A 13,442-nucleotide genomic window follows, 5' to 3' on the forward strand; every position below is an offset into this window, starting at 1 on the left:
GGCGCGCTCGCACGCTAACCGCAGGGGCCTGGTTACCCACAAGGGACACTGCTACCTTTTGGGTAGTAACAGCGCCCGGAAGGTCCTCCATGAGCACGCGATGCCACACAGGCCAGCACGACCATCATGATGTGTACGAGGCCCAATGCCCGTGCCGTGCCATGCTCGATCTGCTCGCGAACAAGTGGTCGGCGCTTGCCATCGGGGCTCTGGAGGACGGCCCTCTCCGGTTCGGCGCACTGCAGCGCCGCCTTCAGGGGATCAGCCCCAAGGTGCTCACCCAGACGCTGCGCCGCCTCGAAGACGCCGGTCTCATCGAGCGGACGGTCTACCCCGCCGTCCCGCTCCACGTGGAGTACGAGCTCTCTCCCCTGGGCCACAGCGCGTCCGTCCCGCTCAGGAGCCTGCGCCTGTGGGTCGAGGACAACCTGGACCTCACCACCGCGCTCGCGAAGCCGATGTGACGGCGCCGGTCCCCTTCCGACGCCGCCCGCCCCCCTCAGCACCCTCCTCCGCAGACGGCAGACGGAGAGCGCCCTTTCCGGGTCCGGGGCTCCTCAGGCGGCGGGGACGGTGCGGATGGCGGCGATGTCGAACTGGAGGCGGACCTTCTCGCTCACCAGCGCGCCGCCCTCGGCCAGTCGGGCGTTGTAGGTCAGGCCCCATTCGGAGCGGTTGATGGTGGTGGTGCCGTCGAAGCCCGCCCGCTGGTAGCCGAAGGGGTCCGTGACGTACCCGATATAGGTGAGTTCCAGGACGACGGGGCGGGTGATGTCTCTGATCGTGAGGTCCCCGATCATGCGGTAGACGTCCGGGCCCGCGACGTCCACGGCGGTACTCACGAACCGGATGTGGGGGTAGGTTCTGGCGTCCAGGAAGTCGCGGCCCATCAAGTGGTCGTCGCGCTGCTCGACACCGGTCTGGACACTGGCGGTGGACAGCAGGACCTCGGCCCGGGAACGGCGCGGGTCACGGCCGTCGAAGTAGAGGCGGCTTTCGAATTCCGTGAAGGCGCCACGTACCGTGCTCACCATGGCGTGCCGGACGGAGAAACCGATCCGGCTGTGGGCCGGATCGACGATCCACTCTCCGGTGAGAGCCGCGAGGCCGGTATCCGGCACGGCGACGGCGCCGGACGCCGCCCGGGCAGGGGAGACCGCCGGTGCGGCGTTGGCGACCGCGCGACGGGAGGTACTGCGGCTGAACAGGTTCATGCCACCTGTTGTTACTTTCAACTTAGGGGGTTACGCAACCCTTGATCAAGAGCAGTTACTCAAGGATCTTGAGTAACTACCTCCGGGTGCCCTCCGATCGCGCTCGTCAGTGGCCCGCGCGAGGACGCCCGCACTCGACGCGGGGCGGCGTCCACACGGCTGTATACGTCATCCTGGTCAACGCCCCCTGATCACCACGATGTTCCCGCCCGAGGAGAAGTCCCCGTTGACGACCGACAGCTACTACGAGCCGATCGATGAGCACCGCTACAAGCCCACCGCACACGTCAGTGGCGCCTGGAACACCGACGAACAGCACTTCAGCCCGCTCGGCGGTCTCATCGTCCACGCCATCGACCGCCATCTCTCCACCCGGCCGCACACCGGGCTGCTGCTCAGCCGGATCAGCTTCGACATCCTCGGGCGCCTCGCCCTCGACGAGTGCGAGATCCGGGTGGAGACCGTCCGGCCCGGCCGCACCATCGAACTCATCGAGGCCGTCGTGCTCATCGCCGACCGCCCCGTGGTCCGGGCCCGTGCGTGGCTCCTCGCCGCCGTGGACACCGCGGCCGTCGCCGGTGGCGCCGGGGACCGGCTCACCCCTCCCGAGAAGCTCGCCCCCTGGTCGATGGGCTCCCTGTGGCCCGGCGGGTACATCGCCTCCCTGGACTCCCGTCCGCTCGCGCCACCCCGGCCGGGCCGGGCGACCGTCTGGGTCTCCACCCCGCTCACCCTCGTGGCCGGGCAGACCAGCACCCCGCTGGCCTCGTACATCGGGCTCGTCGACACCGCCAACGGGATCGCCGTACGACAGCCGCCCACCGCCTGGATGTTCCCCAACGTCGACCTGACCCTCCACCTCCACCGCCAGCCCGAGGGCGGCTGGGCCGGGCTGGACACCACGGTCACCTTCGGTCCCACCGGCCAGGGCATCACCAGCACCGTGCTGCACGACCTGCGCGGTCCGATCGGACACGCCCAGCAGATCCTCACCGTCCGCCCCCTGCCCGGCGCCTGACCTCGTACGACACCTGCCGCCACCGGCGAGGTGGCGGCCTCCCTGTAGGATGACGCGGCAAGCAACGAACCACTCTGCCTGACGCAGAGCTGGCGCGACCGCTCGGCGGCCACGGTCCCTCTGCCTCCTCATCGGCGCGGACCCGGTATCTACCCCGGTCCAGCGCGAGAGGACAGCTCTCGGCGCACTCCGCCATGCCGGCCCGGGTGCGCTACCAGGCGGCGGAAAGGCGTCGGCCGTGGCATCCGCGGTCTCCAGCACCACCCCTCCCCCCGCACAGCGCGCCGGCTACCGGCACCTGCTGCGCACACCGGGCGCATGGACCTTCCTGCTGCCCGGCTTCGCCGCCCGGCAGCCGTTCGCGATGCTGACGATCAGCATCGTGCTGCTGCTGCGCCACACCACCGGGTCGTACGGGCTCGCCGGTGCGGTCGCGGCCGTCACCGGCGTGTCCATGGCGCTGTTCGCGCCCCAGAGCGGCAAGCTGGCCGACCGCCACGGGCAGAGCGCGGTCCTGGTGCCGGGTGTGCTGCTCCACGCGGCGGCCGTCGCCCTGCTGACGGCGCTCGCCCTGGCCCACGCGCCACTGTGGGCGCTGATCGCCGCCGCGGTGCCGACGGGCGCTTCCGTCCCGCAGGTCGGGCCCATGGTGCGGGCCCGCTGGGCGGCTGCCCTCGGGGACGGCGCCCCGGGCGGGCCCGAGCCGCGTTCGGGACGCCGGCCGCTGCTGGCGACCGCGGCCGCGTTCGAGTCCGTGACGGACGAGCTGACGTTCGTCATCGGCCCCGTGCTCGCGACCGGTTTGAGCACCGGTGTGCACCCGGCGTCCGGCCTGATCGCGGAGGCGGCGCTGACGCTGGTGGGCGGACTGTTCTTCGCGGCCCAGCGCCGTACCGCGCCGCCGCTGAGCGCGGCGCGGGCGGACACCCGGGAGCGGCCCGCCTCGGCCCTGTCCGTACCGGGCGTGCGGGTCCTGGCCGTGGCCTTCCTGGGCGTCGGCTCGGTCTTCGGCGGGATGCAGGTCGCCCTGACCGCCTTCGCCCAGGAACACGGCCAACCGGCCCTCAACGGTGTGCTGTACGGCGTCTTCGCGGCGGGCAACATGCTCGCGGGCGTGGCCTGTGGCGCCATCGCCTGGCGCACCTCCCCCCGGCGGCGGCTGCTGACCTCCTACGCCGCGCTGACGCTGATCTGCTCAACGCTGTGGGCGGTGCCCGCGCCACTGCCGCTGGGCGGGCTGGGGCTGCTGGCGGGCCTGTGCATCGCACCGGCGCTGATCACCGGATACACCCTGGTGGAGGCCCTGGTCCCGGCCACGTCCCGGACCGAGGCGTTCACCTGGCTGACCGGCTCGGTCGCGCTGGGGCAGGCCGCGGCGGTGACGGCAGCCGGACAGCTGACGGACGGTTTCGGCGCGAGCGCCGCCTTCACGGTGCCGCTGGTCGGCACGGCACTGGCCCTGCTGACGGTGGTGTCCCTGCGCGCCCGGATCGCACCGCGCGGCGTCTCCACGGCGATACGCCATGAGCGGCGCACCGCCGACACGCACAACGGGTCGCTCCAGACGGCGGACGCCCCCTGAGCGACGTCCCGGCCGTACGGTCCCGGCACGCCCTCACGCGAATGTCACCTCCGCCGTGGCGTGCCGGGCCTCCCGGTGGGTGGCGATGCGCAGGTCGGTGCCGCTGCCGGAGGGTGTGCCGGACGCCAGGAGGTGTTCCCCGGCGAACAGCGGGCGCCGCAGACGGTAGGACAGCGAGGCCACCTGCCGCGCCGGGGCGTGGCGGCGGACGAGTTCGAGCATGAGCAGGGCCAGCAGCGGACCGTGGACGACGGTACCCGGGTAGCCCTCCTCCCCTTGCGCGTACGGCGTGTCGTATGGATGCGGTGGGCGTTGGCGGTGAGCGCGCTGAACCGGAACAGCAGTGTCGGATCCGGGTGCAGCGGGAGCTGCCACGTCCCGTCGGGGTCGGGGGCGGCGGACTCGTCGAGGGCGGCCGACAGGGCCGCGACGGGGCCGACGGGCAGGGCGTCCTCGGCCGTGACCGGTCCCGGGGCCCAGGACGCGACGTACGAGCTGAGCGGGGGCGGGGTGGGTCGCATGGTTCTTCTGTCCCTCCTCATTCGTGAGTAGGTGGTCAGACCAGGAAGGGCTCCTCCGCCAGGAACGACGACACGATCGTCGCCGCCGCCGGGCGGCACTCCTGGAAATAGCCGTGCCGCGCGCCCTCGAAGATGTGCGTACGCGCCTGGGGGATGCGCGAGGCGAGCAGCGGCGCGTTGGCCGCCGGGGTGAGCCGGTCGTCCGCGCCGTGCAGGATCAGGGTGGGCGCGGTGATCAGCGGGAGGGCGTCCCAGGCGTCGTGCTGATTGCTGGCCACCAGGTGGCCTCGCCGGGCGTGCGGGGGCATGCCGGGGGCGCCGAGGGTCGTATAGGGCCCGGGGTGTGCGGACCGCCAGGCCGGGGTGTACATCAGGTCGATCAGCGCTTCGTTCGCCGCCCGCGCGTCGGTCTGGGCCAGGGAGCGCCGCACCGCCATGTCGCGCTCCGTCGCATGGGGCCCGCCGGGCGAGGTGCAGCCGAGGACGAGCCGCCGGATCCGGTGCGGATGGCGGGCGGCGACCCACTGGGCGACCCGCCCTCCCATGGAGGTCCCGTACAGATCGGCGCGCTCGATGCCCAACTGGTCGAGGACGGCGATCACATCGTCGGCGAAGCCCGGCGTCGAGTAGGGGTGGTCGGGCTTTTCGCTCTCCCCCGTGCCACGCCAGTCCATGGTGAGGGTGGTGTGGGTGGCGTGGAAGTCCGCCCGTATGCCGTCCCACCAGTGGTGGTTGTTGGCCTGGCCCGCCAGGAGCACCAGCGGGGGTCGTCCGGTGCCGTGGTGCTGATAGGCGAGGAGGGTGCCGTCCAGCGCACGGGCGTGGCCGCTGACCTGTTGATGGACGTCGGTGCTTGCCATGGGTGTCTCTGGCCTTTCGGGCTTCACGGGTCGATTTTCGGGTTTCGGGCTTCAGGTCTCTTCGATGGGTGCGGCCCGCGTGTGCAGCTGGGCGGAGGGCCACCTCTCCTGGTCCACGGCCGAGGTGATCTGGTGGAGCAGTTCCCGGGCGACGGCGTCCACCGCGGGTGGTGTCCGCCCGGCTCTCGACGTCCCGAGGACGATCGAGCGCCATACGTCGGGTGCGCACAGCGGTGCCGCGCTGAGTGTGCCATCGGCCACGTCCTCGGCGATGCCCAGCCCCGGCAGGATCGTCCAGCCGTGCCCGGCCCGGACGAGTTGCTTCTGCACCCGCATGGAGTTGGTCTGCACGACGACGTCCATCTCGACCGCGGCCCGTCCGGCGGCCCCGTCGATCAGGCTGCGCAGGGCGTGCCCGGCCGCGGGCATGACCAGCGGATGCTCGGCGGCCCGCACGAAGGGGACGGGCTGATCGCCACGCAGCCCCTCGGACGGCGGCGCGACCGCCCACAGCCGCTCGCGCACCAGGGGGCGGAGGTTCAGCGACGGTGTGCCCGCCAGGTTGTAGAGCAGCGTGAGGTCCAGGTCGCCGTCGTCCAGCCATTGCTGGAGGTGCCCGGAGTACGCCGTCATCAGGCGCAGCTCGATTCCGGGGTGGTCCCGGGCGAGCGCGGACACCAGCGGCTCCGCCAGCAGATCGGTGGTGCTCTCCAGCAGGCCCACGGTGACGATGCCGGTCACCACGCCCGGGGTCGGCTGGACCTCGGCACGGGCGCGCTCCAGCTCGTGGGCGCGGCGAGCGCGGTCGGCCATGATCGCGCCGGCCTCGGTGGGCCGCATGCCCTGCCGGGTCCGCTCGAAGAGGGGGACGCCCAGCTCCTGCTCCAGGGTGCGGATCTGCCGGGTGACCGCGGGCTGGACCAGATGGAGCAACTCCGCGGCCCGGGTGACGCTGCCGACCTCGGCGACCGTGACGAGTGCCTTGAGTTGTCTGACGTCCAACGCTCGCTCTCCAGCCATCCGCGCCCGGCATGAATGTATCACGTATCGCTATTTCACTGGCACGTCCATGAGTGTCCATGATGGCACTGAGCTCGGAAGCCAATCCCGTCTCCCCCGTCTTCCCGTCTCGCAGGAGCGTCAGAGCATGAGCACTCTCGACATCGTGTCCGAGGACGAGCGGTTCATCGTCAGGACGGTGCGCGACTTCGTGGACAACGACGTCAAACCGGTCGTCCAGGAGCTGGAGCACGCCAACACCTACCCCGAGGCCCTGATCGAGCGGATGAAACAGCTCGGTGTCTTCGGACTCGCCATCCCGGAGGAGTACGGCGGCACCCCCGTCTCCACCCCGTGTTATGTCCTGATCACCGAGGAACTGGCCCGTGGCTGGATGAGCCTGGCCGGTGCGATGGGCGGCCACACCGTGGTCGCCACCCTCCTGCTGCGCTTCGGCACCGAGGAACAGAAGCGCCGCTATCTGCCGAAGATGGCCACCGGCGAGATCCGGGCCACCATGGCGCTGACCGAACCGGGCGGCGGCTCCGACCTCCAGGCGATGCGCACGGTCGCCCGTAAGGACACGGACGGCTATGTGGTGGACGGCTCCAAGACCTGGATCACCAACTCCCGCCGCTCCCGGCTGATCGCCCTGCTCTGCAAGACCGACCCCGACGCCACCCCCGCGCACCAGGGCATCTCCATCCTGCTGGTCGAGCACGGGCCCGGTCTGACGGTCTCCCGCGATCTGCCCAAGCTCGGCTACAAGGGCGTCGAGAGCTGCGAGTTGTCGTTCGACGGCTACCGTGCCCCGGCCGACGCCGTCCTGGGCGGTGTGGAGGGCAAGGGGTTCGCCCAGATGATGAAGGGGCTGGAGACCGGCCGGCTGCAGGTCGCCTCCCGTGCGCTCGGCGTCGGCCGGGCGGCGCTGGAGGACGCGCTGGCCTACGCCCAGGAACGCGAGTCGTTCGGCAAGCCGATCTGGCAACACCAGTCGATCGGCAACTACCTCGCCGACATGGCCACCTCGCTGGCCGCGGCCCGCCAGCTCACCCTGTACGCCGCGCGGGAGGCCGACGCGGGGCGGCGCGTGGACATGGAGGCGGGCATGGCGAAGCTGTTCGCCTCCGAGACCGCCATGGAGATCGCGCTCAACGCCGTCCGCATCCACGGCGGTTACGGCTATTCCACCGAGTTCGACGTGGAGCGCTACTTCCGCGACGCGCCCCTGATGATCGTCGGTGAGGGCACCAATGAGATCCAGCGCAATGTGATCGCGGCTCAGCTCGTGAAGCGAGGCGGACTGGAGTGAGGCGGAGTGGAGTGAGGCGGGCCGGGGTGACGTCCGCCCGGCCGCCGCGCGCTCAGCCGCCTGCGATGACCTTGCCCGGGTTGAGAATCCCGTGCGGGTCGAGCGCCGCCTTGACGGCACGGTGCATCTCCAGAACGGCCGGTGTGAGCTCCCGCTCCAGACCGTCCCGCTTCAGCAGACCCACCCCGTGTTCACCGGTGACCGTGCCGCCGAGGTCGATGGCGTCCGCGATGATGTCGTGGAAGGCGGCCTGGGCCCGCTCCCGGGCCGCCGTGTCGCCGGGCTGGGTGATCAGCAGCGGGTGGAGGTTGCCGTCACCGGCGTGGGCGATGTTGGCGATGAGCGTGTCATGGCGGGTGGCGGCGCGCTCGATCCGCGCCAGCATCTCGGGTACGGCGGCCTTGGGCACGCAGACGTCCTCGGTGAGCACCGGGCCCAGCCGCTCCAGCGCCGGATAGGCGAGCCGCCTGGCCGAGAACAGCGCGTCGGCCTCCTCCTGGTCCGTGGACTGCGCGGCCCAGGTCGCCCCCGCCTCCTCGAAACAGGCGAGCATGCGCTCGGCCTCCTGCGCACCGGCCGGGCCCGGGGCGTCCGTACGGCCGAGGAGCACCACGTCCGCGTCGACCGACAGGCCCATGTTCTTCCACTTGTCGACCGCCGCCAGGCAGTGCCGGTCGATCAGCTCCAGCGCGGACGGGGTGAGGCCCGCGGCTCCGATCGCGGCGACCGCGCGTCCCGCCGCCACGACCGAGGAGAAGTATCCGGCGACCGTGCGCTCGGCCTCACGCCGCGGTCGCAGCCGCACCGTGACCTCGGTGATCACTCCCAGGGTGCCTTCGGAGCCGACCATCAGCCCCGCCAGGTCAAACCCGGCGACCCCCTTGGCGGTCCTGCGGCCGAGCCGCACGAGCTCACCGGTGCCGGTCACCATCTCCAGGCCGAGCACATAGTCGCGGGTGACGCCGTACTTCACACAGCACAGCCCGCCCGCGTTGGTCGCCACATTGCCGCCGATGGTGGACCAGGGCGCGCTCGCCGGGTCCGGCGGGTACCAGAGGCCCTGCTCGGCACAGGCGGCCCGCAGATCGTCGTTGACCACACCGGGTCCGACGACCGCGAGGCGCTCCACAGGGTCGATCTCGTGGATGGTGTCCATGGCCTCGGTGGAGAGCACCACACAGCCCTCGACGGCGTTGGCGCCACCGGAGAGACCGGTGCCCGCACCCCGGGTGACCAGCGGAACGCCGTGCCGTACACAGGCCCGCACCACGGAACGCACTTCCAGCGCCGTACGTGGCCGCACCACCACCAGGGGCGTGCCGTACGGCGCCCACTCCGCCTCGTCGTGGACGAAACCGGCGGCGACGCCGGGGTCCTCGACCATCCGGCCGTCCGGCAGCTCCTGCCGCAGATCATCGATCAACACGCCCGGTCCCCTGCCTTGTCGTCGAGCACGGTCATTCCGCTCGCACGGTACCCACCACCCCGATAAGCCGTGCCCACCACCCCCGCCACCAGGACGGCCGCGGGCCGGTCCTTGCGCGAGAACCATCGTTCTCCTACGCTCGCACCTGGAAGGGGAGAATGCTCGTTCTCCCCTCCCCGTCCCGCTTCCACCGCTCATAAGGAGACGCTGTGACCGACGCTCCACGCCCTCCGTTCCCCCCGTTCACCCGGGAGACCGCCATCCAGAAGGTCCGTCTGGCGGAAGACGGCTGGAACTCCCGCGACCCGGAGAAGGTCGCCCTGGCCTACACCGTCGACTCCCGCTGGCGGAACCGCGCGGAGTTCGCCACCGGGCGCGACGAGATCATCGCCTTCCTCACCCGCAAATGGGCGCGCGAGCTGGACTACCGGCTCATCAAGGAGCTGTGGGCCTTCGACGGCGACCGCATCGCCGTGCGCTTCGCCTACGAATGCCACGACGACTCCGGCAACTGGTTCCGCTCCTACGGCAACGAGAACTGGGAATTCGACGACGCCGGTCTGATGCGCCTGCGCTACGCGTGCATCAACGACCTCCCCATCGAGGAGTCGGAGCGTCGCTACCACTGGCCGCTCGGACGCCGCCCCGACGACCACCCCGGGCTGAGCGACCTCGGCCTCTGACCGCCCGGCACCAGGAGAACGGCGAAATGATCAGTCCCGAGACCGCGGAACTCCGGATCCTCGACGCGGCCGAGACCCTGTTCTACGGACGGGGGCTCCAGGCGGTGGGCATGGACGAGATCCGCGCCGCCTCCGGCGTCTCCCTCAAACGGCTCTACCAGCTCTTCCCGTCCAAAGGAGAGCTCATACAGGCGTATCTGCGGCGGCGCGACATCCGCTGGCGCCAGAGGCTGGCCGCGTACGCCGATGCCCAGGACACCCCCGAGGAGCGCGTCCTCGCGGTCTTCGACTGGCTCCACGAGTGGTTCGGCGAGCCGGACTTCCGGGGTTGCGCCTTCAGCAACTCCTTCGGGGAACTCGGCGCCACCTCCTCGCCCGTGGCCGAGACGGCACGCGCCCATAAGGAGGCGTTCTTCGGGTACCTCGCCGAGCTGACGGCGGCCGCGGGCAAACCGGCCTCGCTGGCCCAGCACTTGGGCCTCCTCGCCGAAGGCGCCATCACCACCGCGGCCATCACCGGCAGCGCCGAACCCGCGCACCGGGCGAAAGAGGCCGCGCGCCTCCTGCTGGAGGCGGCATAACGGATACCATCCTGTCTTGTGCGGGGGTGGTGGGAGCGGGGCCGGGCGCTGGGAGCAGCCCATCCCCAGGCCGTTGACCTGTGGATCGCGCTCCTGGTCCAGGCGGCCATGACGATGCCGTTCGTGGTGCCGCGGTCACCCGATCTGGAGCCGGCGACCTGGCCCGCCTACGGGCTGACCACGCTCACCGTCGTCCCCCTGATCTGGCGTCGGCGCGCTCCCCTTGCCGTGCTGATCGCCATCATCGCGACGAGCGCGTTGTACAAGCCGGCCGTGGAGGGCCCCGGGCAGCCGCTGCCGTACACCGGGCTCGTCATCGTCTACACGCTCGCCGCCGGTTCACCGCCGTGGAAGCGGCTGGTCACCGGGGGGCTGCTGGCGGTTGCCGTGCCGGTTTCGGTGTGGCTGAACACCCGGACGGCGCGCGAGCTCACCTTCTCCCTCTTCGTGTTCGCGGCGGCCTATGTCTTCGGTCGGCTGACCGATGCCCGGCAGCGGGCGAACCGGATCGAGGCGGAGCGGGCCGCCGCCCGCGAACGGGCCAGGATCGCACGGGAGATGCACGACATCCTCTCCCATGCGGTGAGCCTGATGATCGTGCAGGCGGAGGCCGGTCCGGTGGCGGTGCGGACGGCTCCGGAGCGGGCCGAGGCCGCCTTCGACGCCATCTCCACGACGGGCCGGGAGGCGATGGTCCAGCTGCGCCGGATGCTGGGAGTGCTGCGCACGGGCGACGAGCCGGGCCCCGCCCCGCGGGAGCCGCAGCCGGGCCTGGCCGGTCTGTCCGGTCTTCTCGACCGGGTACGGGCAAGTGGCCTCGAGGTCGCGTACGAGTCGGCGGGGGCCGTGCGGCCACTGCCGGACGCCACCGGGGCGACCGTGTTCCGGATCGTCCAGGAGGCGCTGACCAACGTGGTCAAGCACGCGGGAGCCCGTACCGTCTCCGTTCAACTCACGTATGGTGAGGGCGCCTTGGACATCCGGGTGCTGGACGACGGGCGCGGACCGCAGTCCGGTACCGGCGGCGGCCACGGCCTGATCGGGGTCCGCGAGCGGGCCGCGGCGCACGGCGGTACGGCGGTCACCGGGCCGGGCCCGGACGGCCGGGGCTTCGAGGTACGGGTCCGCCTCCCCGTACTCTCCTCGGCAGAGGTGGCGCGTTGACGATCCGTGTGGTGGTGGCCGACGACCAGGAGCTGGTGCGCAGCGGCTTCTCCATGATCCTTGACGCCCAGCCGGACATCGAGGTGATCGCGGAGGCGGGCGACGGGGCCGAGGCCGTCGAGGCGGTGCGGCGGCACGCGCCCGATGTGGCGCTGCTCGACATCCGGATGCCGGGTATGGACGGTATCGAGGCATGCCGCGAGATCGGCGCGGAGGGCGCCTGCCGGACGGTGATGCTGACGACCTTCGACTCCGATGAGTATGTGTACGAAGCGCTGCACGCGGGCGCGAGCGGCTTCCTGCTGAAGGATGTGCGCAGGGACGATCTGGTGCACGCGGTACGGGTGGTGGCGCGGGGCGACTCGCTGCTCGCGCCGTCGGTGGCCCGGCGTCTGGTGGAGCAGTACACCCGGGCGACCGTCCGGCCACGGCGGCCCGATCCCCGCCTGGACATGCTGACCGCACGGGAGCGGGAGACACTGCTGCTGCTCGCGCGCGGCCTGTCGAACGCCGAGATCGCGGCGGAGCTGGTGGTCAGCGATCACACGGTCAAGACGCATGTCGGCAATGTGCTCGCCAAGCTGGGGCTGCGGGACCGGATTCAGGCGGTGATCTGCGCGTACGAGACGGGCCTGATCACGGCCGGGGATCCCCCGCCCGGGGGAGCGTCCCGGCCCGGTTCCTCCCCCGCGTCGGCGAGGAACTGACACCCGGAACAGGCTCGCGCGGGCGATCCGCGACAGACCGCCGGTCACCAGGATGGAGCCATCGGGAGCAACGGCTCATACGGCGCTCATATCGCGCCCCTATCACTGGAGTTGACCATGCAGAGCACCAGACGCACGCTGCTGGCCGCGGCGCTCGTCCTGGGCGTCGTGGCGGGTCCGGCGGTGCCGCCGGCCCTCGCGGCCACCTCGTCCGCGGCGGTCCCCACGCCATCCGGGATTCCCGAGCTGGAAGCCGCCATCGCGGGTCTGCCGACGAGCGACGCGACGGCCGCGCTGGTACGGGTCGGGGGCTCCGAGGGCGTCTGGAGAGGCAGTTCGGGCGTGCACGACCTGAGGACCAACCGGCCGGCCGATCCGGCGGGCCGCTTCCGCGCCGGTTCCGTGACCAAGGTCTTCACGGCCGCGGTCGCCCTGCAGCTGGCCGCCGAGGGCACGCTCGACCTGGACCGCAGCGCTCGTTCGTATCTCCCGGAGCTGATCCCGGCGTCGTACGGGAAGGTCACCGTCCGGCAGTTGCTCAATCACACGCACGGCATCCCGGCCCCCGACCTCCCCGGGGACACGGTCGAGGAGTGGTACGCCTACCGCTTCCGGATCCATGACCCCGAGGACATGGTCCGCTCGGCGACGTCGAAGAACCGCGAGTTCCCGCCCGGCGAGAAACAGCACTATCTGAACATCGGCTACGCCATCGCCGGTCTGATCATCGAGCGGATCTCGGGCGACTCGTACGAACACCAGGTGACCCGCCGGATCCTGAAGCCGCTGGGGCTGCGCGACACTTATCTCCCCGGGACCGATCCGCGCATCCTCGGCCCGCACAACCACGGGTACCAGACGATGCGGCTGGACGACGGCACGACCGGTCTGCGCGATGTGTCGGTGTGGGGGCCGACGGACGGCTGGGCGGCCGGTGACATCGTCTCGACCACGGCGGACCTGGAGCGGTTCACCAAGGCGCTGTTCCAGGGGCGGGTGGTGGGCGGCCCGCTGCTGCGGGAGATGTTCACCCTGCCGAAGGTGGCGGATTTCAAGACCGGCGACCCGGCCTCGTACTCGGTCGGCCTCTCGATGAAGAAGCTGGGCGGCCGTGAGGTGTGGGGAAAGTCGGGCAGCCGCTGGGGCTACAACACCGCCATCGCCTCCACCCGCGACGGCTCGCGCACCCTGGTCTACAGCGTCAACTCCACGGACGCCAAAGGCCAGGAGATGAACGAGGTGGTGCGGAACATCATGGTGGCCGCCTACGGCAACCCCTGAGCGCTCGGGCGGGCAACCCCGGAACGCTCGGGGGAAAGCGCCGGGTGGCACGCGTGGCGGCGGTGGAACCAGTCCGACCGCCGCCCGGGTCCAA

The 13,442-nt window shown here is 71.3% G+C and carries 14 protein-coding genes; 9 read left to right on the plus strand and 5 right to left on the minus strand.

Going from position 1 to position 13,442, the window contains the following annotated elements:
• Positions 1-131: 131 nt before the first annotated feature.
• Complete coding sequence (locus CGL27_RS05650; protein ID WP_240450367.1) at positions 132-464, plus strand: helix-turn-helix domain-containing protein; 333 nt, start codon at positions 132-134, stop codon at positions 462-464.
• Between the two features lie 93 nt (positions 465-557).
• On the opposite strand, the gene CGL27_RS05655 is transcribed toward CGL27_RS05650, so the two are convergent.
• Positions 558-1,214, minus strand: coding sequence for a YceI family protein (locus tag CGL27_RS05655; protein WP_119985011.1), 657 nt, complete (start codon positions 1,212-1,214; stop codon positions 558-560).
• 199 nt (positions 1,215-1,413) lie between these two features.
• On the opposite strand from CGL27_RS05655, the gene CGL27_RS05660 reads away from it, so the two are divergent.
• Together CGL27_RS05660 and CGL27_RS05665 are read left to right on the plus strand one after the other, a co-directional pair.
• Complete coding sequence (locus CGL27_RS05660; RefSeq protein ID WP_205587628.1) at positions 1,414-2,232, plus strand: thioesterase family protein; 819 nt, start codon at positions 1,414-1,416, stop codon at positions 2,230-2,232.
• A gap of 238 nt (positions 2,233-2,470) precedes the next feature.
• Positions 2,471-3,814 carry an MFS transporter gene (locus CGL27_RS05665; protein WP_205587629.1) on the plus strand — a complete coding sequence of 448 codons (1,344 nt, stop codon included), beginning with the start codon at positions 2,471-2,473 and terminating at the stop codon, positions 3,812-3,814.
• A 33-nt stretch (positions 3,815-3,847) separates the two neighbouring features.
• Here the strand turns inward: CGL27_RS05665 and CGL27_RS05670 are convergent, their stop codons facing one another.
• The 3 genes from CGL27_RS05670 to CGL27_RS05680 all read right to left on the minus strand — a co-directional run bounded on the left by CGL27_RS05670 (position 3,848) and on the right by CGL27_RS05680 (position 6,197).
• Complete coding sequence (locus CGL27_RS05670) at positions 3,848-4,189, minus strand: hypothetical protein (protein ID WP_240450368.1); 342 nt, start codon at positions 4,187-4,189, stop codon at positions 3,848-3,850.
• A gap of 181 nt (positions 4,190-4,370) precedes the next feature.
• Positions 4,371-5,195, minus strand: a complete 825-nt coding sequence (locus CGL27_RS05675) for an alpha/beta fold hydrolase (protein ID WP_078638763.1) — start codon at positions 5,193-5,195, stop codon at positions 4,371-4,373.
• 51 nt (positions 5,196-5,246) lie between these two features.
• Positions 5,247-6,197 carry a LysR family transcriptional regulator gene (locus CGL27_RS05680; RefSeq protein ID WP_119985013.1) on the minus strand — a complete coding sequence of 317 codons (951 nt, stop codon included), beginning with the start codon at positions 6,195-6,197 and terminating at the stop codon, positions 5,247-5,249.
• A gap of 145 nt (positions 6,198-6,342) precedes the next feature.
• Between CGL27_RS05680 and CGL27_RS05685 the strand changes: the two genes are divergently transcribed.
• Positions 6,343-7,506, plus strand: a complete 1,164-nt coding sequence (locus tag CGL27_RS05685; protein ID WP_119985015.1) for an acyl-CoA dehydrogenase family protein — start codon at positions 6,343-6,345, stop codon at positions 7,504-7,506.
• A 52-nt stretch (positions 7,507-7,558) separates the two neighbouring features.
• On the opposite strand, the gene CGL27_RS05690 is transcribed toward CGL27_RS05685, so the two are convergent.
• Positions 7,559-8,890 (minus strand): FAD-linked oxidase C-terminal domain-containing protein, encoded by a 1,332-nt coding sequence (locus CGL27_RS05690; protein ID WP_240450947.1) that lies wholly within the window; start codon positions 8,888-8,890, stop codon positions 7,559-7,561.
• Positions 8,891-9,141: 251 nt separating this feature from the next.
• Here CGL27_RS05690 and CGL27_RS05695 point away from each other — a divergent pair, with 251 nt between their 5' ends.
• From CGL27_RS05695 to CGL27_RS05715, 5 genes are all read left to right on the plus strand, one after another.
• Positions 9,142-9,615, plus strand: coding sequence for a nuclear transport factor 2 family protein (locus CGL27_RS05695; protein WP_119985018.1), 474 nt, complete (start codon positions 9,142-9,144; stop codon positions 9,613-9,615).
• A 26-nt stretch (positions 9,616-9,641) separates the two neighbouring features.
• Positions 9,642-10,196 (plus strand): TetR/AcrR family transcriptional regulator, encoded by a 555-nt coding sequence (locus CGL27_RS05700; RefSeq protein WP_078638768.1) that lies wholly within the window; start codon positions 9,642-9,644, stop codon positions 10,194-10,196.
• Between the two features lie 114 nt (positions 10,197-10,310).
• A complete protein-coding gene (locus CGL27_RS05705) occupies positions 10,311-11,360 on the plus strand; it encodes a histidine kinase (RefSeq protein WP_240450948.1) in 1,050 nt (349 codons plus the stop codon).
• Positions 11,357-12,067: a response regulator transcription factor gene (locus CGL27_RS05710; RefSeq protein ID WP_119985021.1), complete on the plus strand. Its 711-nt coding sequence runs from the start codon at positions 11,357-11,359 to the stop codon at positions 12,065-12,067. The genes CGL27_RS05705 and CGL27_RS05710 overlap by 4 nt, the downstream gene beginning before the upstream one ends.
• Positions 12,068-12,184: 117 nt before the next feature.
• Positions 12,185-13,348, plus strand: a complete 1,164-nt coding sequence (locus tag CGL27_RS05715; protein WP_119985023.1) for a serine hydrolase domain-containing protein — start codon at positions 12,185-12,187, stop codon at positions 13,346-13,348.
• Positions 13,349-13,442 lie beyond the last annotated feature (94 nt).

The sequence above is a fragment of the Streptomyces sp. 11-1-2 genome, assembly GCF_003595545.1.
GTDB classification, from domain to species: Bacteria; Actinomycetota; Actinomycetes; order Streptomycetales; family Streptomycetaceae; genus Streptomyces; species Streptomyces hygroscopicus_B.

Bases quoted from the DNA above. Each gene is read 5' to 3' on its own strand.
- CGL27_RS05655 (WP_119985011.1), bottom strand. From the start codon at position 1,214: ATGAACCTGTTCAGCCGCAGTACCTCCCGTCGCGCGGTCGCCAACGCC.
- CGL27_RS05660 (WP_205587628.1), top strand. From the start codon at position 1,414: ATGTTCCCGCCCGAGGAGAAGTCCCCGTTGACGACCGACAGCTACTAC.
- CGL27_RS05675 (WP_078638763.1), bottom strand. From the start codon at position 5,195: ATGGCAAGCACCGACGTCCATCAACAGGTCAGCGGCCACGCCCGTGCG.
- CGL27_RS05685 (WP_119985015.1), top strand. From the start codon at position 6,343: ATGAGCACTCTCGACATCGTGTCCGAGGACGAGCGGTTCATCGTCAGG.
- CGL27_RS05690 (WP_240450947.1), bottom strand. From the start codon at position 8,890: ATGGTCGAGGACCCCGGCGTCGCCGCCGGTTTCGTCCACGACGAGGCG.
- CGL27_RS05700 (WP_078638768.1), top strand. From the start codon at position 9,642: ATGATCAGTCCCGAGACCGCGGAACTCCGGATCCTCGACGCGGCCGAG.
- CGL27_RS05705 (WP_240450948.1), top strand. From the start codon at position 10,311: ATGCCGTTCGTGGTGCCGCGGTCACCCGATCTGGAGCCGGCGACCTGG.
- CGL27_RS05715 (WP_119985023.1), top strand. From the start codon at position 12,185: ATGCAGAGCACCAGACGCACGCTGCTGGCCGCGGCGCTCGTCCTGGGC.